This is a genomic window from Streptomyces sp. NPDC007875, from assembly GCF_042868035.1.
In the GTDB taxonomy this organism is placed as follows: Bacteria; Actinomycetota; Actinomycetes; order Streptomycetales; family Streptomycetaceae; genus Streptomyces; species Streptomyces antimycoticus.
In genome coordinates this window covers 509,970-531,353 of sequence record NZ_JBIADZ010000004.1, presented here as the reverse complement: position 1 = coordinate 531,353, position 21,384 = coordinate 509,970, and the positions used below count along the sequence as shown (strand labels likewise).

Genomic DNA, 21,384 nt, shown 5'->3' with positions numbered 1-21,384 from the left:
GGCGTCTTACGGGGTGTCCGGCCCCCGCCGGGGCTCCGCCCCCGGGCCCCGCTCCTCAAACGCCGGAGGGACTGGATTACTCCTCCGGCGGCCAGACATCGCCCCAGGACACATCGCGGGCGGCCCGGTACAGCGGCCCCTGACGCTTGGTCACCGTGGTACGGCCCAGCCCCTCCTCCGGGGCGCACAGGTCCAGCAGCACCTGGCCCTTGCGGATCTGGGGGCGGCGCACCACCCGCGCCCCGGCGGGCGCGGCGTCGAACCGTACGGCCGCGACATAGCTGAACTTCTCGTCCTCGTACGGCAGCGAACCGCCCTTGACCTGCCGGTGGAGGGAGGAGCGGCGGACCCGGGCGGCGAAGTGGCACCAGTCGGCGCCGGGCTCGATCGGACAGGCCGCGCCGTGCGGGCAGGGGGCGACGATGCGCAGCCCGGCCGCCAGCAGCCGGTCCCGCGCCTCGCGGATCCGCAGATAGCCGTCCGGGGTGCCCGGTTCGATCAGCACCACGGCCTGGGCCGCGCGCGCCGCCTCGGCCACCACGGCCCGCCGGTCGGCCTCGGTCAGCTCGCCCAGCACATAACTGACCGTGACCAGGTCGGTCCCGTCCGGAAGCGCGAGCCCGTCCCCTATGGCCCGGCGCTGCCAGCGGGCGGTGCGCAGCGCCTCGGAGGGCGCCTGCCCGGCCAGCTCGCGGCCGAGGGCCAGCGCGGGCTCGGCCCAGTCCAGGACGGTGGTGGTGTGCCCGCCGCGCGGCCAGGTGGCGGCCACCGCCCAGCTCGCCGCGCCCGTACCGCCGCCGATGTCGATATGCGAGGCCGGGGCCCATGCGGGCGTCCGGGCGCGGAAGGCGGCGAGGGCGGCGCGCACCGCCTCGAAGGTCGCGGGCATCCGGTACGCGGCGTAGGCGGCGACGTCGGAGCGGTCGCGCAGCACGGGCGCGTCGGTCGGGGTGCGCCCCCGGTAGTGGCCGATCAGCCGGTCGACCGCCTGGGCCGCCTGGCGGGGCGGCAGACCGTCGAGCAGGCCGGCGAGCGCGGTCTGGGGCGTCTCGTCGGTAAGGGCGGCGTCGGGGGCGTGCATTCGGCGGATTCTACCGGCCGGAAGGGGAATCCCCGGCGCGCCGTCGGGGCCATCGCCGCCCGGCCCGGGGTCAGCCGCGCGCCCGCCGTACGGGTGTGGAGACCAGCAGGGCCGGTGCGTCCGTGATGATGCCGTCGCACCCCAGCCGCAGCATCCGGTCCCGCTGTGCCGGGGTCTCCACGGTGTGCGCCCAGACCCGCGGTATCCCGGAGGCGACGGCCCGCCGCACATCCTTCTCGCGCGCCCGGTAGTCGACGTCCAGCAGATCGACGATGCCGCGCCAGTCGCGCGGGGTGTCGGTGCGCATCTGCCGGGCGGACCGCCATAGCTGGGTCATCAGGCCCTTACGGTGGGCCTCGCGGGCCACCTCGGGGCGGTTGCTGTTGACGTAGACGGAGTGGATCAGACCTCGGTCGCGGATCATCCGCGCCAGCCGCGGCAGGCTTTCGGGGTCCTTGGCCTCCACCATCAAGGTGATCCGGCCGCCGAAGCGGTCCAGCGCCTCGGCGACGGTGGGCGGCCGCTCGGGCCGCCAGGTGCCGCGCAGGGAGGGGTCGGGGCGCAGCCGGACGCCGCGCCACTGGGCGGCGGTCAGAGCCCGTACGGGCCCGGTCCGGTCGGTGGTGCGGTCCAGCGTCGCGTCGTGCATCACCACGAGCGTGCCGTCCCGCAGCATGCGGGTGTCGAAGTCGAGGACCTGGACGTCATGCCGGCTGAAGGCACTGGCCAGCCCGGACATGCTGTTCTCGGGCACTTCCAGGGCGCCGCCGCGGTGTGCGGTGTAGACGACGGCGGGCTTCCCGGCCGACGGCGCCGTGAGCGCTTGCTGCAGCCGCGCCGGATCGGTGGCCGGGGGTATGAGGCGTCGTACGGACGGACGAGCGGTGGGGTGGGCCGCGACGGCCGCCGGTATGGACAGGCCGAGCACTACGACGGCGGTCAGAAAATGCCTGCTGATCATAGATGGAACGCTAGGGGCGTGATGTCTTGTATGCCCTGATATCGACACCCGGTCGGGGTGGTCTCACCCACCCCGGATGCGGACACCGGCCACTTCCGGAGCAGGATGGTGGCAGCATTGATCGGGTACCGGCCGTACCGCCGGTACCGGCGGTGAAGCGAGGCGGTAGATGGAACGCAAGGGCAGGTTCTCCCAGTGGCTGCGTCGGCCGAGGAGCGGAGCGGGCGGCGACCACGACACGGGAGCGGGCGCCGGCGGCGTCCGCGAGGACCTGCTCATGGCCGCCGCGGCGGCGGGATTCCCGCTCGCGCCGGCCGCCCACCCCTCCGGCTACGGCTGTTCCTGTGACCGCATCGGCTGTCCCACCCCGGGCCGCCACCCCGTCTCGTTCGCCTGGCAGACCCAGGCGACCACCGACCCGGACAAGGTCGCGCAGTGGCTGCGCGCCGATCCGCAGGCCAACTTCATCACCGCCACCGGCATCGTCCACGATGTGCTCGATGTGCCCGCGGACGCCGGGCGGCTGGCCCTGGAGCGGCTGGGCGCGGCCGAGGTCGAGGTCGGGCCCGTGGCCACGAGCAGCGGCGATCTCCAGCAGGGGCGGATGCTGTTCTTCACCGCCACCCGGGGCACGCCGGATGACGAGGACGAGTGGTGGCCCTGTGAGCTGGACTGCCACCCGGAGACGATGGACGAGCATCCGGGGCTGCGGTGGCATTGCCGGGGCAGCTATGTGCTGATGCCGCCTGCCCGGCTTCCGGGCGACGGGCATGTGGGGTGGCTGCTCGGGCCGGAGCGGCCGCTGCCGGATCCGCTGACGTTGCTGGAGACGCTTACGGATGCGTGTGCCCGCTTCGCGGGCGAGGATCAGGATCAGGCGGCTGCTTGGCCCATTGGGCGGTAGGGCGCTTTAGGTTTCGCTGTCGGGTGCGGGCCGGTGGCCGGGCTGTGCCCACCCGTTCCGCCGGGGGGCACCTCCCAGCGGTAGCTGGGGGAGGAACGATTGCCCACAACCTCGCCTATTCGCCCTTCGCCGCTGTTACGCCTTCCAGGCGGTTGAGGAAGACCACCTTCGGGTCCGCCGCATCCTTGGCCGGGACCCGCACCGCCGACTCCGAGACCCTCGTCAGCGTCACCGCCTTCTTCGCCTCGCCCGTCATCAGCGCCTTGATCTGCGGATCCGGGTTGGGCCGGAAGCCCTTCGCCATCGTCTGCTTCTGCCGGTGGTGCGAGGAGAAGAACACGATCGCCCCGCCGTCCGAGGTGCGCAGCCCCACCGGGGCGTCCTGCGCGCCCTGCGCCGGGGTGTCGATGTACTCCGTCCAGAACTTCGGGGTGCGCAGGAACTTCTTCCGGGTGTTCCGCAGCCCCGAGGTCGACTGGCCGTCGGCGAAGACCGAGCCCTCGCCCGTCATCAGGTAGTCGGTGTACTCCGCGCTCAGCTTGTCCGGCCGGGTCGCCAGCTTCGGGGCCGGCCCCTCCGTCGGGACCGGCTTGGCCCAGCCGTCCTTGTCGGTTGCGAAATCCGGCACCTCGTCCTGGCTGAGGATCGACAGATACGCGGCCTTCCACGGCTCGTCCGCACCGCCACGGGTGAAGACGAACAGCCAGCGGTTGTCATCGCGGTTGCTGTCGGTGTCCGCGACGAAGAACTTCGGCCAGCCCACCTGCTTGGGGATGCGGTAGGTGACGTCGGACAGCTCCAGCGCCGGGTACTTGGGGTTGCCGTTCGGGGAGCTCGCGTGCTGGGCCTTGAGGTCGGCGGTGGTGATGGCCTCCAGCGGGCCCGTCTCCACCTGGCTCGCCACCGCCGGATCCAGCTCCCGGTACGCCTTGTTGTACGCGTCGGTGAACTGCTTGAGCGCCCCCGGCGCCTCAGCCTTGTCCACCGACGGAATGTTCTCCCGCTCGCCGTGGACCGTCATGCACCCCGTCAGCGTCATCCCCAGCGTCAGTACCGCCGCTGCGGTCGGGGCTGTCAACTGCCGACGGGGCGGCCTGCGTGTCATGGGGCTCCGGCTCCCGATTCCTGGGGGCTGCTGTGGACGGCGACACCCTACCGGGACGCAGGAACAGCGCGAGCGTGGGGACCAGATAGAGCGCCCACATCCACACCTGAAGCCAGGTCGGGTCCGGCTGGAAGTTGAAGACGCCCTTGAGCACCGTGCCGTACCAGGAGTCCGGCGCGATGGTGGAGCTGATGTCGAAGGCCAGTGAGTGCAGCCCGGGCAGCCAGTCGGCCTCCTGCAGATCGTGGAAGCCGTACGCGAGCACCCCCGCGGCCACCACGACCAGCATCGCGCCCGTCCAGGTGAAGAACTTCGCCAGGTTGATCCGGAGCGCGCCCCGGTAGAACAGCCAGCCCAGCACCACCGCGGTGACCAGGCCCAGTACCACGCCGATCAGCGGATCCGCCGTACCGTCGTTGCTCGCCCGCACCGCCGTCCATACGAACAGCGCGGTCTCCAGGCCCTCCCGGCCGACCGCCAGGAAGGCCGTGGCCACCAGCGCCCCGGTGCCCACCGCGAGCGCCGCGTCCAGCTTGCTGTGCAGCTCGGACTTCAGATGGCGGGCGGTGCGCCGCATCCAGAACACCATCCAGGTCACCAGGCCCACCGACAGGATCGACAGCGAGCCGCCCAGCGCCTCCTGCGCCTCGAAGGTCAGCTCCTGCGAGCCGAACTCCAGCGCCGCGCCGAAGGACATGCTCAAGCCAACCGCGACGGCGATCCCGAGCCACACCGGGCGCAGCGCGTCCCGGCGCCCGGTCTTGACCAGATAGGCGACCAGGATGCACACCACCAGGCTGGCTTCGAGCCCTTCGCGCAGACCGATCAGGTAATTGCCGAACACGGGGTTCGCCTTCCTTGTCGAGGGTTCCTGGAGGAGGTCGAGGGTTCCTGGCGGAGTCCGTCAGGAGAACAGCGCTCTGCCCCACCAGTCGTCCGCGTCCCGGACGCCCGGCGGGACGGCGAAGAGCGCCGAACCCACGTGCTGGATGTACTCGTTGAGCGCGTCGGTCCGTGCCAGCCGCCGCTGTACGGGCACGAATCCGTCCCGTACGTCGTGCTGGTAGGCGAGGAAGAACAGCCCCGCGTCCAGCCGACCCAGACCGTCCGTGCCATCGGTGAAGGAGTAGCCGCGGCGTAGGATCCGGGCCCCGCCGTTGGAGTCCGGATGCGCGAGGCGGACATGCGCGGTGGGCAGCATCGCCTTCAGATTCGGCTCGTCGCGCTCATGCTGCTTGCCCTGCGGCGCGCCCTCGCCCTTGTCCCGGCCGAAGACGTCCTCCTGCTCCTTGAGCGAGGTGCGGTCCCAGGTCTCGATGTGCATCCGGATGCGGCGCGCCACCAGGTACGAGCCGCCGGCCAGCCACGTCGGGCCCGCCTTCCCGCTCACCCACACATGCTTGTCCAGGGCGGCGGTGTCGGTGCCCGCGATGTTCCGGGTGCCGTCCTTGAAGCCCATCATGTTGCGCGGGGTCTGCGCGTCCGGCGTGGTCGAGGAGGTCTTGCCGAAGCCCAGCTGCGACCAGCGGATGGCCACCTTGCCCATGCCGATCCGGGCCAGGTTGCGGATGGCGTGCACGGCCACCTGCGGGTCGTCGGCGCACGCCTGCACACACAGATCGCCGTCGCTGCGCGCCGGGTCGAGGTTGTCGCCGGGGAAGGCGGGCAGGTCGATCAGCGCCTCGGGGCGGCGGTCGGCGATGCCGAAGCGGTCCTTGCCCTTCTTGTCCTTGAACAGCGTGGGCCCGAAGCCGATGGTGAGGGTGAGCCGGGACGCCTTGAGCCCCAGCGCCTCACCGGTGTCGTCCGGCGGGGCCTCCGCCAGGTCGCTCACCGCGCCGCCGCCGACCGCGTGCCCCTGGGTCATCCGGGCCGCCGCCTTCGTCCACTCCTTCAGCAGCGCGATCAGCTCGGCGCGGTCGTCGGTGGTGACGTCGAACGCCGCGAAGTGCAGCCGGTCCTGCACCGCGGTGGCGATCCCCGCCTGGTGCGCCCCGTAGAAGGGCACCGCGGCGCCGCTGTCGGCGACCGTCTGGGTGTCGTCCGCGTCGTCGCTCAGCGCGGCCACGGTGCCCCCGGCGGCCGCGGCGCCGAGCGCGAGCCCGGCGCCGCCCCAGCCGATCAGCGCCCGGCGGGAGGGAGCCGTGTTGGCCTCGTCGGTCATGTCCGGCCCCCTCACTTGGTGACGACGGCGGCGGCGAGCCGGGAGAGCGGCTCGGCGAGCGCGTTGACCGCGTCGGACAGCTTCTTGCGCTCGGACTCCGAGACGGTGTCGTACGACACGAAGCCCTCGCCCTTGCGGTACTTGTCCAGCAGTTTCCCGACGGCCGCGAACTGCTTGTCGAGCTCCTTGGCCAGCTCCGGGTCGTGTCCGGCCGCCACCGGCTTGAGCAGCTTGTACGAGGTCTCGGCACCCTCGACGTTGCCCTTGAAGTCCACCAGGTCGGTGTGGCTGTAGCGCTCCTCCTCACCGGTGACCTTGCCGGTCTGCACCTCGTCCAGCAGCTCCTTGGCGCCGTTGGCCATGCCGGTGGGGGTGATGTCGGCGGTGCCGACGCGCTTCTGCCAGTCCTTCAGGTCCTTGATGAGCTGGTCGGCGAGGTCATGGTCGGCCGCGTTGATCTTCTTGGTCTGCCACAGCGACTTCTCCAGCCGGTGCCAGCCGGTCCACTTCTGGCCCTTCTCCAGGCCGTCCTCGCGCACATCGACCTTGGGGTCGATATCGCCGAAGGACTCGGCGACCGGCTCGGTGCGCTCCCAGCCGATGCGCGAGGGGGCGTAGAGCTTCTTGGCGCCCTCGAGGTCGTCCTTCTTGACCGCGTCGGCGAACTTCTGGACCGCGGGCAGCGTGTCATCGGCCTGCTTCTGTACGTACGTCCGGTACGCGGCCACCGCCTTGTCCAGCTTCGGATCGCGCTGGGCCGGCTTGCCCTCGCCGGTGGCGGACACCTTCTGGCGGATGCCGTGGCCCTTCATCCCGGGCTTGCAAGCGATCTCGTACGAACCGGCCTTGACCTCGGCGTTGATCGAGGCGCGGGTGCCGGGGCCGATGTTCTCCCGCTCGGTGACGATCCGGTCGCCCGGGGCGTAGACGTAGACCTCGGTGACCTTGGAGCCCTTGTTCTCCACAGCGAATTTCACATGCCCGGCGGGGAAAGAGGTCTTGGAGACCTCGCACGCGCTGTCGGAGGCGGTGACCTGGATGGCGTCCGAGTCCTTGGCGTCGGACTTCTGGGCGCATCCGGCGACGGCGGTGATCGTCGTCAGTGCCGATATCGCGGCGACAACAGGGGTGCGAGCGACTCGCATGCAGGCTCCAGACGGAATCAGGACAGGCAGGACAGGGCGGACGTTCGGCGGGCGGATAAGGCTGGCCTAACTTAACTGAGCCTTGCCTGTGTCGATCCTGTGTAAGGTCAAGAGGTGCTCTAGGAGCGGCAAAGATTTGGTCAAGTTGGCTGATTTGATCCGGTTCGCAGTCCGGGAAGAGTGACGCACGCCTCTTATCAGGGCTTGGAGGGCGGGCCGCTGGGGTCGTCGTCCGGTACGGGGCCCGGACCACCAGCGACCTCGGATGATCAATCGCACGTCATCTCGCCCCAGACCTGCTTGCCCCAGCGGTATCGGTCCGTCTCCCATCGGTCGGTGAGGGCGTCGACCGACAGCAGCCCCCGGCCTCGGGTGTTGTCGCCATTGGAGTCCGTCCGCAGGTAGGGGATGTTGCGGGACCGGTCCACGACGCCGAGGCGGACCAATTTCTCGGACGGTCGGGTGACGATGACGCGGATCGACTCCAGGCGGGCGTGGTCCACGGCGTTGGAGACCAGTTCGGTGATCACCAGGGCGGCGTCCTCGATCAGGTCCTCCTGTCCCCAGGCGGCCAGTGCGGTCCGTACCAGCTTGCGGGCGGCTTCCGCGCTCTCCGGTACGCGGCGCATGGTCTGGGAGCATCCGGGGTGCCCCGTGGGGCGAGGTGTAGCGGTCACGGACATCAGGACCTCAGTGGGTGCGAAGTGAGCGGCCTTGTCCGAGTGAACGACGGCTCGTCGCGCGCGGGGAGGTAATACCCATCGGGTGTGCAAACCGCCCAACCGGAAATTCTCGACGGACTCCGCTCACGGAGGGGGCTCGCATGGCTACGGTGGGTGTGTGGAGGGGGACGAAAACCTCATCGGCGCCATGCGCGAGAGCGGGCTCACCCAGGCCGGGTTGGCGGACGCGGTGAACACTCATCTGCACCGCGACGGCTACGAAGGCACGGTCAGCGATCGGACGGTCCGTAACTGGCTGACCGGAAAGACCCGTTGGCCACAGTCTCGGCAGCGGGCAGCCTTAGAGGCAGTATTCGGATGTACGGCCGAAGAACTGGGATTCGTCCCACCGGCCCGAAGACGCCCCGCCACAGAACCGGAGGATCCCGTGAGGCGCAGGAACTTCCTGACCGCCACCACAGGTACGACGGCCGCGGTCGCCGTCCCTCTCATCGCACAGCACTCCGTAGGCACCTCGGACGTGATCCGTCTCCGTTCCGGTGTGGATGCCCTGGTGACCCTGGACGCCGCACGGGGAGGTCACGACGAACTGGAGCGTATGGCCCTGGCCGGGGCGGCCGAGACGCTGGAGAAGCAGAAGCTGGGCGCCTCCCAGCGCATCCGCCAGCGGCTGTTCAGCGTGGCCGCCGACTACATGTCCCTGGCCGCTTGGTCCGCCGTCGACGCCAAGCGAACCGACCGGGCCCGGAGTCTGCTGGACCGGTCGCTCTATCTGGCCGGGATGGCCAAGGACTCCATCGCCGAGCTGAAAGCCTGGAACTTGTACTCCATTCTCGCCCGCCAGCGTGATGCGTACACCGAGGGCGTCGACTCCGGCTATGCGGCTCAGGCGACGGCCATCGCCCGTCGGGACCCGTTCTACGGCTCTCTGGCCCATGCCCGGACAGCGCTCGCCCACTCCACCCTGGGCGACCGACAGGCCGCCTTACGCTCCCTCGGGTGCGCCCAAGAGGCCCTGAGTAAAGCTTCCATGGATGCCCCCAGGCCGAGCTGGACCGCCTTCTACGGGCCTGCCGAGCTCCTGGCCATGACGGCCATCGTCCGGGACCGGATCGGCGAACCCGCGGAGGCGGAGGCCGCCTCGCACAAGGCGCTGGCCACCATCCCCGAGCAGTTCCGCCGCAACCGTGCCCTGGCCACCGCACGGCTCGCCCTGACCCAGCTTCACCAACGCGACATCGACCAGGCGTGCGCCACCGCCTCCATGGTCTTCGAGTTGATGGCCGGGGGCCCGCTGCCTGGCCGAATGCGCTCACTTCTCGGCGACTACTACCGCGACTTGATCACTCTTGCCCCGGACGCAGGCGTCGCCCGCGAGTGGGGAGACCGCTACCGAACGGAATGGAGCCGAGCTTGAGTGCCGCAGGTCTGGACGTCCGCCGTTTCACCCACGCGGACCTTCCGGAGATCCGCCAGACGCTGATCGACGTGCACGCCGACGCGTATGCGGATGAGATGGACGACGAGTTCAACCAGCGCTTCCCCTGGTTCGTGGACCACTGGGGCGGGCACCCGGAGTTCTCCTGTGTGATCGCGTTCGACGGCGACAAGGCGGTGGGCTTCGCCTACGGCGCCCCGGCCGTTCCGGGTCGCGAATGGTGGCGCGAACACCTCGATCCGGCGCCCGCGAAGGACCTGACCTTCTCGTACTCCGAGCTGGCCGTGATCCCGGAGTGGCGGAAGCAGGGTGTGGCCGAACGGCTGACCCGCACATTGATGGAAAAGCGGGACGAGGATCTCGTAGTGCTGCTCGTGGACCCCGAGCACCCCCGGGTGCAGGCCCTGTACGAGACCTGGGGCTTCCGCAAGGTGGGGAAGCGCCAGCCCTTCCCGGACTCCCCGGTCTACGCCGTCATGCTCGCCGAGCTCCCCCTGTCCTGACCTCGAACGCGCAAGAGCGCCCCCGACCTCCACGAGGGAGATCGGGGGCGCTCCGCCCAGCCGCTCCGCTCAGGCGCTGAGCCGGAACTCCTCGGCCAGCTCCCGGAAGATCCCCGCGTTCAGCGCGTAGGCGCGCTTGCACTCCTCCACGACGCGCTGCTTCTCCAGATCGTCCACCGGCAGCGCGTCCAGCAGCGCGCGGTACTCCCGCTTGAAGGCCGCGGGGTTGGCTATCGACTCGAAGACGTAGAACCGCACCCCGTCGCCCTTACGGTCGAAGCCCCAGGTCTTCTCCGCCGTGTCCCGGACGATCTGGCCGCCGGACAGATCGCCCATGTAGCGGGTGTAGTGGTGGGCCACATAGCCCGCCGGCCAGTCACGGGCGCACTCCGCCACCCGCGCCGCGTACGCCGCCGTGGCGGGCAGCGCGGTGAGGCCGCTGTGCCAGTCCGGGCCGCCGAGGTGGACCAGATCGCGCTCCAGCTCGGCCAGCCGGGCCAGCTCGGGCCGGAGGAACGGGCCCGCCACGGGGTCCGCCGCGAGCGCGTCGGCCGGGGACTCCAGGGCGCGGTAGACGAACCACAGCTGCTCGGAATAGCGGCGGTAGGCCGCCACTCCCAGCCGCCCACCGAGCAGATCGCTCATGAACGACGAGCTCCCGACGTCCGAGTGCGCTTCCCGTGAGGCGTTGCGGATCAGGGCGGAGAACTCCACGGTGGACCTCCGGGGCCGAGGTGTGTAGGTTAGGCTTACCTAAGTAGAGATCAATGCCTACGTCAATGCTTTCCCGACAGGCTGTCGGTAAAACGGCCGCCGAAAAATCGGCCCCCGGCACACGACATCTTCGAACCGCCCCCGGCCGCTACGGCAGGGTGAGGATCTCCGCCCCGGTCTCGGTCACCACCAGTGTGTGCTCGAACTGCGCCGTCCGCTTGCGGTCCTTGGTGACCACGGTCCAGCCGTCCTCCCACATGTCGTACTCATGGGTGCCGAGCGTCAGCATCGGCTCGATGGTGAAGGTCATCCCCGGCTTGATCTCGGTGGTGTGGTGCGGGCTGTCGTAGTGCGGCACGATCAGGCCGGAGTGGAACGAGGAGTTGATCCCGTGGCCGGTGAAGTCGCGGACCACCCCGTAGTCGAAGCGCTTGGCGTACGACTCGATGACCCGGCCGATGATGTTGATCCGGCGGCCCGGCTTGACGGCCTTGATCGCGCGGTTGAGGGACTCCCGGGTGCGCTCGACGAGCAGCCGCGACTCCTCGTCCACCTCGCCGCACAGGTAGGTGGCGTTGTTGTCCCCGTGCACCCCGCCGATGTAGGCGGTGACGTCGAGGTTCACGATGTCGCCGTCCTTGAGGACGGTGGTGTCCGGGATGCCGTGGCAGATGACCTCGTTGACCGAGCTGCACAGCGACTTGGGGAACCCGCGGTAGCCCAGCGTCGAGGGGTACGCCCCGTGGTCGCACATGTACTCATGGGCCACCCGGTCCAGCTCGTCCGTGGTGACCCCCGGCGCGATCAGCTTGGCGGCCTCCTCCATCGCCCGTGCGGCGATACGCCCCGCGATCCGCATGCGCTCGATCGTCTCGGCGTCCTGGACCTCGGGCCCGTCATAAGGTGTCGGGCTCGCCTTACCGACATACTCCGGGCGCGGGATCGAGGCGGGGACGGGGCGGGTGGGGGAGAGCGTCCCCGGGACTAGAAGCGACTGGCCAGACATATCAGCGAGTGTATCGGCGGCGCATGGGGCAGCATGGCCGCAAGGGCCCTTCGGGCCACTGGGGAACGAGCGGAGGCCGGAGGCCGGGATGGCGCTGTTCAAGAGAGGAACCGCCGGCAAGCCCGGTGAGTGGTACTACTGCATCCGGCACCAAAAGGTCGAGGAGGGCCCGGAGTGCCGCGCCGCCGACCGCCTCGGCCCGTACGCCTCCCCGGAGGAGGCCGCCCGCGCGATGGAGACCGCGCGCGAGCGCAATGAGGAGTGGCGGAACGACCCGCGCTGGCGCGACGACGAGCCCCCGGCGACGGGCTGAGTCGCCCTGGGGGCGGGGGCTTTCTCGGGTGCCGCGAGCGGGCGCCGTCGGCCTTCCCGGGTGCCGTCAGCCGTCTCGGGTGCCGGGAGCCTTGCTGGGTGCCGTGAGCGGGCGCGGGCCTTGCCCGGCCGCGGGCCTTCCCCGGCTGCGGAGGGCTTCCCCGGTGCGGGGTGCCGAGGAATCAGCCCGGCTCGGAGTGCCGAGCCGCCGACCGCCTCGGTCCGTACGGTTCCCCGGAGGAGGCCGCCGCGCGATGGAGACGGCGCGTGAGCGCAACGAGGAGTGGCGGCGCGCCGGGAATCGGCCCGGCGCCCGGTGATCAGCCAGTGGCGGGGCGGAGCTCGCGCGCCTCGCGCGCTTGGCGGGCGTGTTCGTCCGTGCGGGCGTCGTAGGCCATCAGCCGGGGCAGTGCCAGGGCCAGCAGGCCGACCGAGGCCACACAGGCAAGCCCGCCGGACCACACCGAGGCCCGTACGCCCACCCAGCCCGCCATCGACCCGGCCCGGACCTGGCCCAGCTGGGGGCCGGTGGCGTAGGAGAGCAGCTCGATACCGGCCAGCCGGCCGCGCAGCTTCTCGGGAATCGTCTGGTTCCACAGCGTGGCGCGGAACAGCCCGCTGACCATGTCCCCGCCGCCCGCCACCGCCAGGCACAGCAGCACCAGCCAGACGTTGGACAGCCATCCGGCCGCCGCCATGGCCAGGCCCCAGACGGCCGCGCCCGCGACCACCATCCGGCCGTGGCGGTGCACCCGGGACGTCCAGCCGCTGGTCGCGCTGACCACCACCGAGCCGATCGAACCCGCCGCGTACATCAGGCCCAGCGCCCAGGGCGCGTCCAGATCGTCGGCGAGGAAGGGGAAGATCGCGTTCGGGAAGGCGAAGAACATGGCGGCCATGTCCACCGCGTACGTGCCCAGCAGCTCCTTGCGCCGCCAGGCGTAGCGCGCGCCCTCGCCGATCGCGCGCAGCGAGGGCGGCTCGGCGTCGTGCGCGGGCGGTGCGGAGGCCAGCCGGAGGGCCAGGAGCCCGGAGACGAGGAAGGTCAGCAGATCGAGGCCGTAGGCGAGCGGCAGCCCGGCGTACGCCACGACGACCCCGGCGAGTGAGGGCCCCGCGATCGCGGACAGCTGCCAGCGCAGCGCGTTGAGCGCGGCGGCCGCGGTCAGCTGGGCGTGCGGGACGATCCGGGCCACCACCGCGTCGATGGCGGGGCGCTGCAGCCCGGTCAGCGCACTGGCCAGCGCGGCCACGACATACAGCGGCCACAGCATGGGATCCGGCAGCAGGCTGTTGACCAGCAGCAGCGCGGCGAGCAGCCCGAGCCCCGCCTCGGTGAGCAGGATCAGCCGCCGCCGGTCGACGGAGTCGGCCAGCGCACCGCCGTACAGCCCGAAGACGATCAGGGGCACCAGCTCGACCGCCCCGATCGCGCCGACCGCGGCGGCGGAGCCGGTCAACTCCTTGATCTGCAGCGGCAGCGCCACCATCGTCAGGAAGCTGCCGAAGGCGGTCACCAGCCCCGCGGTCCACAGCAGCCGGAAGTCGCGGGAGGAGTGCCAGGGCGCGAGATCGGGCAACAGCGCGCGGGAACGCGGCGCGCGGCGCGCCGGGGGGTCGTCCTGGTCGGTCAGGGTCACGAGGCGACATCGTCCGGCCGGGCGGCGAAGCGGGGCAACCGAATTACGGCCCGTGGGACGCCGACTGGCCGTGGCCGCCTCACGGCCGAGCGGTGTCGAGCGCTGTCGCGCGGTGCCGGGTGGTGTGAGCCCTACGGGCCGCGCGGGCCCTCATGGGCCGAGGCCGCCTTACGGCCCGAGCGGTGCCTTACAGGCGGCGTGTACGCCTTACGGCCCGCGCGGGCGCCTCATGGGCCGTGGCTGCGTTACGGTCCGTGCAGCGCCCTACGGACCGAGCAGCGTTTCGCCGAGCGGCGCCTTACGGCCTGAGCGGCGTCTTGCAGGCGGCAGCGTACGCCTCACGGGCGGCGTGTACGCCTTACGGACCGTGCGGGCGCCTACGGCCCGCATCGCGCCGTCACCAGCCCGCATCGCAGGGCGCGCTCACCAGCCCCGAAACCCCAAGCCCCCTCACCAATGCGTCGGCGGAGGCGCCGCCAAGTGCTCCGCCAGCCGGGCCAGCCGGTCCTGGAAGCGGCGGCGGCCGGGACGCGGCAGGCTGTTTTCGCCGGTGGCCGCGCTGACCAGGTGCTGGAGGGTGTCGAGGTCGAGCTCGCCGCCCTCGGGGGCGGAGAGCGCGTCATGGGCCAGGGCGTGCAGCTCGGCGTCGCCGCCGTCGAGGGCGAGCACGGTGGCCCCGCCCCGGCGGGCGTCGTTGACCCGCTCCAGCAGCCCGGACCCGGGGTCGCCCGGCGCGACCACCAGCAGGGTCTCCCCGCGGCCCGCCCGCTCCAGCCGCCCCAGCCCGACCGCCAGATGCGCGGGGACGGCGGCGCCCTCCGGCACCCGGTGGCGGACGAGCGTGGGGGACAGCTCGGGCAGTCCGGACCAGGCCGCCTCGTCGTCGAGATGCGCGGCCAGATGCCACGGTTCGTATCTCTCGCTGCCGACCAGCAGCAGTCCGCCCTCACGCGGTCCGACCGAGGCCCGTAGCGAGCCCGCGAAGCGGCGGGTGGCCTGGAGCCATTCGGTTCCGGCGAGGACCTCGCGCAGCAGTGCAACCCTTACGGCGTCCATGGCATCCGCATCCTGCCGCGGCCCGCGCCCCGGCGGGCGCGATTCGATCCCGGCTCACCCGTTCGGGGCATATGCGGCGGGCATGCCGTAGACCCGTGCCGCGCCCGGCGCCCACACGCCCTCCGTTCCCGTCTCCAACTGTTCATGCGCCGTCTCTTGACGCTCTGTAAGGCAAACCCTAAGGTCGCCGCACACAAGGGACGTCCTACGTCCCATTTTTCTGACTCGGCACTCGATTGCGACGGGGCATCGGGAGGTCTGATGGCAGTCGGCGCGGGGGCGGCACGCTCGTACGAGGTGTCCGTTCCGTTCCGGGCGGGGACCGAGGGCTATGCGAGCTACCGGATCCCGGCAGTGGTGCTGACCCACGCCGGAACGCTCCTCGCCTTCGCCGAAGGCAGGGTGAACTCCTCCGCCGACGACGGCCATATCGACCTCGTGCTCAAGCGGTCCGCCGACGGCGGACGGACCTGGGGCGCCTTACAGGTCGTCGCCCGCAACGGCGACGGAACGGCGGGCAACCCCGCCCCCGTCGTCCTCGACGGCGGCCCCCACGACGGCCGCGTCCTGCTGGTACACGTCCGCAGCGCCGCCTCCGCCACCGAGGACCGGATCCGGCGCGGCGAGGTGAGCCCGGCCGACGGGCGGCGGGTGTGGCTGACGTACAGCGATGACGACGGCGTGAGCTGGAGCGAGGCCCGCGAGATCACCGCGAGCACCAAGCGGCCCGAATGGCGCTGGTACGCCACCACCCCGGGCCATGCCCTCCAGCTCCGGTACGGCCCCCACGCGGGCCGGATCGTCATCCCCGGCAACCACTCCCTGCCCCCGAGCGTCCCCGGCGACGACGGCACCGAGGGGCGGTACAACGGCGGACACGATCTGCTCAGCGACGACGACGGCGCCACCTGGCGGATCGGGTACGTGGACGACAACCCCGACGGCTACGTCAACGTCAACGAGACCACCGCCGCCCAACTCCCCGACGGCCGCGTCTACTTCAACACCCGCACCGACGCGACCGCGCCCGGCACCCGCGCCGACGCCCACTCCGGCGACGGCGGCGCCACCCTGGACCTCCCCTTCCGGCCGCAGGCCGGTCTGGTCGCCCCCGTGGTCGAGGGCAGTGTGCTGCACCTCGGCGAGCCGGACGCGCTGCTCTTCTCCGGCCCCGCCGACCCCGCGTACCGGGCGCTGATGACGGTCCGCACCAGCCATGACGGCGGTGTCACCTGGCGGCCCACGCACACCGTGAACGGTCTGCCCGCCGCCTACTCCGACCTGGTCCGACTCGAGGACGCCACGGTCGGACTGCTCTACGAGACCGGCGACTTCAGCGCCTACTCGACCATCACATTCCGGCGCATTCCGATGGAGGAGCTGGTATGAGCGATACCGCAAGAAACGGGAACACCTGGATGTCCGGCGCGCCGCGCCGCGCCGTCCTCGGCGGTGCGGCCGCCGCGGCGGCCGGGTTCGCCCTCGCGGGCTGCGGCTCGGACGACGACGGGGGCGGGGACCCCAAGGGCCGCAAGAAGGGCGAGAAGATCACCCTGACCTTCTGGTCCTGGGTCCCGGGCATCGACAAGCCCGTCGCCCTGTGGAACAGCAAGAACCCCGAGGTGCGGGTCAAGGTCGAGAAGGTCTCGGCCGTCGACGGCGCCCAGTACGCCAAGATGCACGCCGCCATCAAGGCGGGCAATCCGCCGGACCTCGGCCAGATCGAGTACCCGGTCGTGCCCAGCTTCCTCGTCGACAACGGGCTGCTTGACCTGACCAAGTACGGGGTCGCCGACCACAAGGACAAGTTCATCGGCTGGCAGTGGCAGCAGTCCGTCTTCGGCAAGGCCGTCTACGCCGTACCGCAGGCGTCCGGTCCGATGGGCCTGTTCATCCGTCAGGACCTCTTCGAGAAGTGGGGCATAGAGCCGCCCGCCACCTGGGACGAGTACGAGGCGGCGGCCACCGCGATCCGTAAGAAGGGCGCCTGGATCGAGACCTTCTCGGCCACCAACGGCAACCGCTTCGCGGGGCTCGCCTGGCAGGCCGGGGCGCGCTGGTTCGGCACCGAGGGCGACACCTGGACCGTCTCCATCGACGACGAGCCCACCCGTAAGGTCGCCGACTACTGGTACGGACTGGTCCGCCAGAAGCTGATCAAGACCATCCCGGACCGGCAGAACGCCTGGTACAAGGATGTCCAGACCGGCGACATGGCCTCCTGGCTCGGCGCCAGCTGGGGCGACGCCCTGCTGGTGGGCAACGCCCCCAAGACCGCGGGCAAATGGCGCGTGGTGCCCATGCCGCAGTGGAAGAAGGGCGATGCCGCCTACGCCAACTGGGGCGGTTCCACCACCGCGGTCTTCGCCAAGAGCAAGTACCCCAAGGACGCGCTGGCCTTCGCGATCTGGCTCAACACCGACCCCGAGTCGATCAAGCTCCTGATCGAGAACGGCTATGGCACCCCGGGCGCCAAGCAGGGCTACACCACCTCCCAGCTCGATGTGCACAAGGACTTCTTCGGCGGCCAGGAGTACAGCAAGGTCTTCGACGAGGCGAGCAAGGGCGTGGACACCAGCTGGAAGTGGGGCCCCGCCACCGACACCCTCTACCAGCGGCTCGGCGACGCCTTCACGGCGGCCATCGGGGACGGGTCCGACTTCCGCTCCGTGCTGAAGAAGGTGCAGAGCCAGACGATCACCGATCTGAAGGAAAAGGGCCTCCAGGTGAAGGCCGGGTGAGGCGGATGAGAGGAGCCCCCCGCCGCCTCACCAGGACCGAGGCACGCAGCGCCCGGGCGGCGTCCGGGTTCCTGCTGCCCTTCCTCGCGCTCTTCCTGCTGTGCTTCATCGCCCCCATCGCCTACGCCCTCTACGAGAGCCTGCTGAAGGTCGAGCGCACCGGACCGCTCGGCCTCGGCGGGGAGACCAAGCAGGTGTGGGCGGGCCTGTCCAACTACGCCCACGCCCTGGAGGACGACCGGTTCACGGCGGGCTTCGGACGGGTGCTGCTCTTCGGCGCCGTCCAGATCCCGTTGATGATCGCGTTCGCCACCGCGCTCGCGCTGCTGCTCGACGCGGCCTCGGCGCGCTGGGTCGGCTTCTTCCGGACCGCCTTCTTCCTGCCGTACGGCGTGCCCGGTGTGATCGCGTCGATCCTGTGGGGCTTCCTCTATGTCCCCGGGATCAGCCCACTGGTGGAGATGGCCGATTCGATGGGCTGGGACGTGGACTTCCTGGGCCGCGGGGCGGTCCTGTGGTCCATCGCCAACATCGTCACCTGGCAGTTCACCGGCTACAACATGCTGGTGCTGATCGCCCAGCTCAAGGCCGTACCCGGAGAGCTGTACGAGGCGGCGCGGATCGACGGGGCCAATGCCTGGCAGGTGGCCCGGCACATCAAACTCCCCCTGATCCGCCCCGCGCTCGTGCTCACCACCGTCTTCAGCCTCATCGGCACCCTGCAGCTCTTCGCCGAACCCAAGGTGCTCAAACCGCTGAGCAACTCCATCGACTCCGGCTACACCCCCAACCTGGCCGCCTACAACGAGGCGTTCACCAGCAACAACCAGCACATCGCGGCGGCCGAGGCGGTCCTGCTCGCCCTCGTCGCCTGCGTGCTGTCCTTCGGATTCCTGAGACTCGTGGGCCGGCGGGGGAAGGACGGCGACAACGGATGAACGAGGCGAACGACCTGGCGGGCGCGGTCGCGAGCGAGCCCGCGGACGAGGTCGCACCCGGTCAGGGGCGGCCCGAGGCGGTCCCGCCCGGTGATCGGCCCGGTGCGGGCCGCCGCGCGGCGAGGGGCCGGGTGGGGACGGAACCCCCCTTGCGGCACCGGATCATCACCGTCTCGCTGCTCACCGTCGCCGCCATCTACTTCCTGACCCCCGTCTACTGGCTCGTCGTCTCCTCCACCAAGTCCAGCAGCGATCTCTTCGGCACCTTCGGCTTCTGGTTCCATGACCCGCACCCGCTCGACTATCTGCACCGGGTGCTCACCTACGACGACGGCATCTACGTCCGGTGGTTCGCCAACAGCCTGATGTACGCGGGCGTCGGCGCGCTCGCCGCCACCCTGCTGTCGGCCGCCGCCGGCTACGCCCTGGCGAAGTTCCGCTTCCCCGGCCGGGAGGGCATCTTCAACGTCATCCTGGCCGGAGTACTGATCCCGGGCACGGCGCTCGCCCTCCCGCTCTATCTCCTCTTCAGCGAGATCGGCCTGGCCAACACCTACTGGGCCGTACTGATCCCCAGCATCGTCAGCCCCTTCGGGGTCTATCTGTGCCGGATCTACGCGGCCGCCGCCGTCCCGGACTCCCTCCTGGAGGCGGCGCGGATCGACGGCGCGGGGGAGGCCCGGATCTTCTCCACGCTGGGGCTGCGGCTGATGACCCCGGCGCTGGTCACCGTCTTCCTGTTCCAGTTCGTGCACATCTGGAACAACTTCTTTCTGCCGCTGGTCATGCTCTCCGACTCCGATCTCTACCCGATCCAGCTCGGCCTGACGTCCTGGCAGGGGTACGCGGACCGGCAGCCGGAGCTGTACCAGTACACGGTCGGCGGGGCGTTCCTGTCCGTCCTGCCGCTGATGGTGCTGATGGGCGTACTCCAGAGGTACTGGCGCACAGGGCTGACGGAGGGGAGTGTCAAAGCGTAAGAGACGTCACCATGAAGGTGGCCGCGGTGCGTGACAGGATCACTGTCATGACTACCCCTGATGCCACGAACTCCGCGTCCGACGCCCCCGCGAAGAAGGCCCCCGCCAAGGACCCCTGGGACCTCCCCGATGTGTCCGGCCTGACCGTCGGCGTCCTGGGCGGCACCGGCGACCAGGGCCGCGGCCTCGCCTACCGGCTGGCCAGGGCCGGCCAGAAGGTGATCATCGGCTCGCGCGCCGCCGAGCGCGCGCAGACCGCGGCGCGGGAGCTGGGCGGCGCGGAGCTCGGCATCGAGGGCGCGGACAACGCCGAGTGCTCGCGCCGCAGCGACATCGTCATCGTCGCGGTCCCGTGGGACGGCCACGCCAAGACGCTGGACTCGCTGCGCGAGGAGCTCAGCGGCAAGCTGGTCATCGACTGCGTCAACCCGCTGGGCTTCGACAAGAAGGGCGCGTACGCCCTGACGCCGGAGGAGGGCAGCGCCGCCGAGCAGGCCGCCGCCCTGCTGCCGGACTCGCGGGTCACCGCGGCCTTCCACCACCTGTCGGCCGTACTGCTGCAGGACCCCGAGGTCGAGCAGATCGACACCGATGTGATGGTCCTGGGCGAGTCGCGCGCCGACACCGACCTGGTCCAGGCGCTCGCGGCCCGCATCCCCGGCATGCGCGGCGTCTTCGCGGGCCGGCTGCGCAACGCCCACCAGGTGGAGTCCCTGGTGGCCAATCTGATCTCGGTCAACCGCCGCTACAAGGCCCATGCGGGCCTGCGCGTCACCGACGTCTGAGGGCGCCGCCGCCCGACCGGCACATCCGGGGCGCCCCGCCCTCGCGGCGGTGCATGGGGGACAATGTCGGGGAGTGCCACACCCCCCGACAGGAGCCGACCCCATGCCCCGCCTCGCCCTCTGCACCCTGGCCGTCTGCGTCCTCGCGATCGCCGCGGCCGTCGTGTCCTTCGCGCGGGGGAGCTGGCTCGGGATCGTCTGGATCCTGGTCGCCGGTATCTCGTCCAATATGGCCTGGTACTACGTCCGCAAGGCCCGGGCCGACCGCGCGGCCGACCGGGAGAGCACGAGCGCCACGGGGCTGAGGCCACCGGGCAGGGCCTAGAAGTCGAGGCGGGGGATATCGGGCTCGCCCTGCCAGAAGCGGAAGAACTCCTGGCCCCAGTAGGTGTCCCACTCCGATACGCCCAGGGCCCGCATCACCGCGTCGATCGCCCCGAAGAACGCCTCGTTGACCTCGGGTATCCACAGGATCCCGAAGACCGCGAGCAGCCCGAACGGTGCGTACGGCTCGACCTGGCGCCGGATGCGGTGCGACAGCCAGGGCTCGATCACCCCGTAGCCGTCCAGTCCCGGCACCGGCAGGAAGTTCAAAATCGCCGCCGTGACCTGCAGCAACGCCAGGAAGGCGAGGGCGAAGCGGAAGAGCTCGGGCACCTGGTCCGTGGCGTCGAGCCAGAAGGGGGCGGTCAGCGCGGCCGCGAACAGCACGTTCGTCAGTGGGCCCGCGGCCGAGATCAGGCTGTGCTTCCAGCGGCCCTGGATCCGGTGCCGCTCGATGAACACCGCCCCGCCCGGCAGCCCGATCCCGCCCATGATCACGAAGACCACGGGCAGCACGATGCTCAGCGCCACATGCGTGTACTTCAGCGGGTTGAGGGTCAGATAGCCCTTCGCGCCGATCGACAGATCCCCGCCGTGCAGTGCGGTGCGCGCATGGGCGTACTCATGCAGGCACAGGGAGACGACCCAGCCGGAGACGACGAACAGGAAGACGGCGAAGCCGGGGCTCGCGGAGTACTCCGTCCACACCGCCCACGCGGACACGACCATGATCGCGGACAGTCCGAGGAAGACGGGGCTGATGCGCCGCTCGCGGCGGCTGATGGCGGTGGTCATCGAGTGGGGTCTCCATACGGGCTGGTGAGCGCTGAGGGGGAAACGTCGAACAGGGGGCGCGCAGTTCCGGGCCAGGGTAAACGGGAGAACCGCCGGGCCAGGGGAAACG

Annotated in this window: 22 protein-coding genes; 10 read left to right on the top strand and 12 right to left on the bottom strand. The window is 70.8% G+C overall.

Features of this window, described 5'->3' with window-relative positions:
* Window positions 1-76: 76 nt before the first annotated feature.
* Together ACFYOY_RS11725 and ACFYOY_RS11720 are read right to left on the bottom strand one after the other, a co-directional pair.
* Window positions 77-1,081, bottom strand: coding sequence for a small ribosomal subunit Rsm22 family protein (locus ACFYOY_RS11725; protein ID WP_351898956.1), 1,005 nt, complete (start codon window positions 1,079-1,081; stop codon window positions 77-79).
* Window positions 1,082-1,151: 70 nt separating this feature from the next.
* Complete coding sequence (locus ACFYOY_RS11720) at window positions 1,152-2,042, bottom strand: glycerophosphodiester phosphodiesterase (protein ID WP_351898959.1); 891 nt, start codon at window positions 2,040-2,042, stop codon at window positions 1,152-1,154.
* 169 nt (window positions 2,043-2,211) lie between these two features.
* Between ACFYOY_RS11720 and ACFYOY_RS11715 the strand changes: the two genes are divergently transcribed.
* Complete coding sequence (locus ACFYOY_RS11715; RefSeq protein ID WP_351898962.1) at window positions 2,212-2,946, top strand: bifunctional DNA primase/polymerase; 735 nt, start codon at window positions 2,212-2,214, stop codon at window positions 2,944-2,946.
* A gap of 115 nt (window positions 2,947-3,061) precedes the next feature.
* On the opposite strand, the gene ACFYOY_RS11710 is transcribed toward ACFYOY_RS11715, so the two are convergent.
* The 5 genes from ACFYOY_RS11710 to ACFYOY_RS11690 form a co-directional block, all read right to left on the bottom strand.
* On the bottom strand, window positions 3,062-3,967 hold the full coding sequence (locus tag ACFYOY_RS11710; protein ID WP_351898965.1) for a hypothetical protein: 906 nt from the start codon (window positions 3,965-3,967) through the stop codon (window positions 3,062-3,064).
* The gene (gene efeU, locus ACFYOY_RS11705; protein ID WP_351898968.1) at window positions 3,918-4,895 is read right to left on the bottom strand and encodes an iron uptake transporter permease EfeU; all 978 of its coding nucleotides are present in this window, start codon (window positions 4,893-4,895) and stop codon (window positions 3,918-3,920) included. The genes ACFYOY_RS11710 and efeU overlap by 50 nt, the downstream gene beginning before the upstream one ends.
* Before the next feature lie 60 nt (window positions 4,896-4,955).
* Entirely contained in the window at window positions 4,956-6,215 is a 1,260-nt protein-coding gene (gene efeB / locus ACFYOY_RS11700) for an iron uptake transporter deferrochelatase/peroxidase subunit (RefSeq protein ID WP_388586246.1), read from the bottom strand.
* Between the two features lie 11 nt (window positions 6,216-6,226).
* Window positions 6,227-7,360: an iron uptake system protein EfeO gene (efeO, locus tag ACFYOY_RS11695; RefSeq protein ID WP_351898974.1), complete on the bottom strand. Its 1,134-nt coding sequence runs from the start codon at window positions 7,358-7,360 to the stop codon at window positions 6,227-6,229.
* Between the two features lie 269 nt (window positions 7,361-7,629).
* A complete protein-coding gene (locus tag ACFYOY_RS11690) occupies window positions 7,630-7,989 on the bottom strand; it encodes an ATP-binding protein (protein ID WP_388586243.1) in 360 nt (119 codons plus the stop codon).
* Between the two features lie 481 nt (window positions 7,990-8,470).
* Between ACFYOY_RS11690 and ACFYOY_RS11685 the strand changes: the two genes are divergently transcribed.
* Window positions 8,471-9,460 carry a hypothetical protein gene (locus ACFYOY_RS11685; protein ID WP_388586240.1) on the top strand — a complete coding sequence of 330 codons (990 nt, stop codon included), beginning with the start codon at window positions 8,471-8,473 and terminating at the stop codon, window positions 9,458-9,460.
* On the top strand, window positions 9,445-9,984 hold the full coding sequence (locus tag ACFYOY_RS11680) for an N-acetyltransferase (RefSeq protein ID WP_351898982.1): 540 nt from the start codon (window positions 9,445-9,447) through the stop codon (window positions 9,982-9,984). Before ACFYOY_RS11685 ends, ACFYOY_RS11680 begins: the two co-directional genes overlap by 16 nt.
* Before the next feature lie 69 nt (window positions 9,985-10,053).
* Here the strand turns inward: ACFYOY_RS11680 and ACFYOY_RS11675 are convergent, their stop codons facing one another.
* Together ACFYOY_RS11675 and map are read right to left on the bottom strand one after the other, a co-directional pair.
* Window positions 10,054-10,698, bottom strand: a complete 645-nt coding sequence (locus ACFYOY_RS11675; protein ID WP_351898985.1) for a biliverdin-producing heme oxygenase — start codon at window positions 10,696-10,698, stop codon at window positions 10,054-10,056.
* A gap of 148 nt (window positions 10,699-10,846) precedes the next feature.
* Window positions 10,847-11,704, bottom strand: a complete 858-nt coding sequence (gene map / locus ACFYOY_RS11670) for a type I methionyl aminopeptidase (RefSeq protein ID WP_351898988.1) — start codon at window positions 11,702-11,704, stop codon at window positions 10,847-10,849.
* A gap of 88 nt (window positions 11,705-11,792) precedes the next feature.
* On the opposite strand from map, the gene ACFYOY_RS11665 reads away from it, so the two are divergent.
* Window positions 11,793-12,017, top strand: coding sequence for a hypothetical protein (locus tag ACFYOY_RS11665; RefSeq protein ID WP_351898991.1), 225 nt, complete (start codon window positions 11,793-11,795; stop codon window positions 12,015-12,017).
* A 319-nt stretch (window positions 12,018-12,336) separates the two neighbouring features.
* On the opposite strand, the gene ACFYOY_RS11660 is transcribed toward ACFYOY_RS11665, so the two are convergent.
* Together ACFYOY_RS11660 and ACFYOY_RS11655 are read right to left on the bottom strand one after the other, a co-directional pair.
* Complete coding sequence (locus ACFYOY_RS11660; protein WP_388586236.1) at window positions 12,337-13,656, bottom strand: MFS transporter; 1,320 nt, start codon at window positions 13,654-13,656, stop codon at window positions 12,337-12,339.
* A 450-nt stretch (window positions 13,657-14,106) separates the two neighbouring features.
* Window positions 14,107-14,712 (bottom strand): hypothetical protein, encoded by a 606-nt coding sequence (locus ACFYOY_RS11655; RefSeq protein ID WP_351898996.1) that lies wholly within the window; start codon window positions 14,710-14,712, stop codon window positions 14,107-14,109.
* Window positions 14,713-14,973: 261 nt separating this feature from the next.
* On the opposite strand from ACFYOY_RS11655, the gene ACFYOY_RS11650 reads away from it, so the two are divergent.
* The 6 genes from ACFYOY_RS11650 to ACFYOY_RS11625 all read left to right on the top strand — a co-directional run bounded on the left by ACFYOY_RS11650 (window position 14,974) and on the right by ACFYOY_RS11625 (window position 20,481).
* Window positions 14,974-16,101 (top strand): sialidase family protein, encoded by a 1,128-nt coding sequence (locus tag ACFYOY_RS11650; RefSeq protein WP_351898998.1) that lies wholly within the window; start codon window positions 14,974-14,976, stop codon window positions 16,099-16,101.
* Window positions 16,098-17,453 (top strand): ABC transporter substrate-binding protein, encoded by a 1,356-nt coding sequence (locus ACFYOY_RS11645; protein ID WP_388586233.1) that lies wholly within the window; start codon window positions 16,098-16,100, stop codon window positions 17,451-17,453. Before ACFYOY_RS11650 ends, ACFYOY_RS11645 begins: the two co-directional genes overlap by 4 nt.
* A gap of 5 nt (window positions 17,454-17,458) precedes the next feature.
* Window positions 17,459-18,391, top strand: coding sequence for a carbohydrate ABC transporter permease (locus ACFYOY_RS11640; protein WP_388586231.1), 933 nt, complete (start codon window positions 17,459-17,461; stop codon window positions 18,389-18,391).
* The gene (locus ACFYOY_RS11635; RefSeq protein WP_351899008.1) at window positions 18,388-19,371 is read left to right on the top strand and encodes a carbohydrate ABC transporter permease; all 984 of its coding nucleotides are present in this window, start codon (window positions 18,388-18,390) and stop codon (window positions 19,369-19,371) included. Before ACFYOY_RS11640 ends, ACFYOY_RS11635 begins: the two co-directional genes overlap by 4 nt.
* A 47-nt stretch (window positions 19,372-19,418) precedes the next feature.
* Window positions 19,419-20,156: an NADPH-dependent F420 reductase gene (gene npdG / locus ACFYOY_RS11630; protein ID WP_351899011.1), complete on the top strand. Its 738-nt coding sequence runs from the start codon at window positions 19,419-19,421 to the stop codon at window positions 20,154-20,156.
* Between the two features lie 103 nt (window positions 20,157-20,259).
* Entirely contained in the window at window positions 20,260-20,481 is a 222-nt protein-coding gene (locus tag ACFYOY_RS11625) for a hypothetical protein (protein ID WP_351899014.1), read from the top strand.
* On the opposite strand, the gene ACFYOY_RS11620 is transcribed toward ACFYOY_RS11625, so the two are convergent.
* Window positions 20,478-21,275, bottom strand: a complete 798-nt coding sequence (locus ACFYOY_RS11620; RefSeq protein WP_351899020.1) for a site-2 protease family protein — start codon at window positions 21,273-21,275, stop codon at window positions 20,478-20,480. The two genes, ACFYOY_RS11625 and ACFYOY_RS11620, sit on opposite strands and share 4 nt — an antisense overlap.
* Between the last annotated feature and the right edge of the window lie 109 nt (window positions 21,276-21,384).

Coding starts and splice junctions, on each gene's coding strand:
- ACFYOY_RS11710 (WP_351898965.1), bottom strand. CDS start 3,967: ATGACGGTCCACGGCGAGCGGGAGAACATTCCGTCGGTGGACAAGGCT.
- ACFYOY_RS11655 (WP_351898996.1), bottom strand. CDS start 14,712: ATGGACGCCGTAAGGGTTGCACTGCTGCGCGAGGTCCTCGCCGGAACC.
- ACFYOY_RS11715 (WP_351898962.1), top strand. CDS start 2,212: ATGGAACGCAAGGGCAGGTTCTCCCAGTGGCTGCGTCGGCCGAGGAGC.
- npdG (WP_351899011.1), top strand. CDS start 19,419: ATGACTACCCCTGATGCCACGAACTCCGCGTCCGACGCCCCCGCGAAG.
- map (WP_351898988.1), bottom strand. CDS start 11,704: ATGTCTGGCCAGTCGCTTCTAGTCCCGGGGACGCTCTCCCCCACCCGC.
- ACFYOY_RS11720 (WP_351898959.1), bottom strand. CDS start 2,042: ATGATCAGCAGGCATTTTCTGACCGCCGTCGTAGTGCTCGGCCTGTCC.
- ACFYOY_RS11680 (WP_351898982.1), top strand. CDS start 9,445: ATGGAGCCGAGCTTGAGTGCCGCAGGTCTGGACGTCCGCCGTTTCACC.
- ACFYOY_RS11665 (WP_351898991.1), top strand. CDS start 11,793: ATGGCGCTGTTCAAGAGAGGAACCGCCGGCAAGCCCGGTGAGTGGTAC.
- ACFYOY_RS11625 (WP_351899014.1), top strand. CDS start 20,260: ATGCCCCGCCTCGCCCTCTGCACCCTGGCCGTCTGCGTCCTCGCGATC.
- ACFYOY_RS11620 (WP_351899020.1), bottom strand. CDS start 21,275: ATGACCACCGCCATCAGCCGCCGCGAGCGGCGCATCAGCCCCGTCTTC.
- ACFYOY_RS11645 (WP_388586233.1), top strand. CDS start 16,098: ATGAGCGATACCGCAAGAAACGGGAACACCTGGATGTCCGGCGCGCCG.
- efeB (WP_388586246.1), bottom strand. CDS start 6,215: ATGACCGACGAGGCCAACACGGCTCCCTCCCGCCGGGCGCTGATCGGC.
- ACFYOY_RS11635 (WP_351899008.1), top strand. CDS start 18,388: ATGAACGAGGCGAACGACCTGGCGGGCGCGGTCGCGAGCGAGCCCGCG.
- ACFYOY_RS11690 (WP_388586243.1), bottom strand. CDS start 7,989: ATGCGCCGCGTACCGGAGAGCGCGGAAGCCGCCCGCAAGCTGGTACGG.
- ACFYOY_RS11725 (WP_351898956.1), bottom strand. CDS start 1,081: ATGCACGCCCCCGACGCCGCCCTTACCGACGAGACGCCCCAGACCGCG.
- efeO (WP_351898974.1), bottom strand. CDS start 7,360: ATGCGAGTCGCTCGCACCCCTGTTGTCGCCGCGATATCGGCACTGACG.
- ACFYOY_RS11640 (WP_388586231.1), top strand. CDS start 17,459: ATGAGAGGAGCCCCCCGCCGCCTCACCAGGACCGAGGCACGCAGCGCC.
- ACFYOY_RS11650 (WP_351898998.1), top strand. CDS start 14,974: ATGGCAGTCGGCGCGGGGGCGGCACGCTCGTACGAGGTGTCCGTTCCG.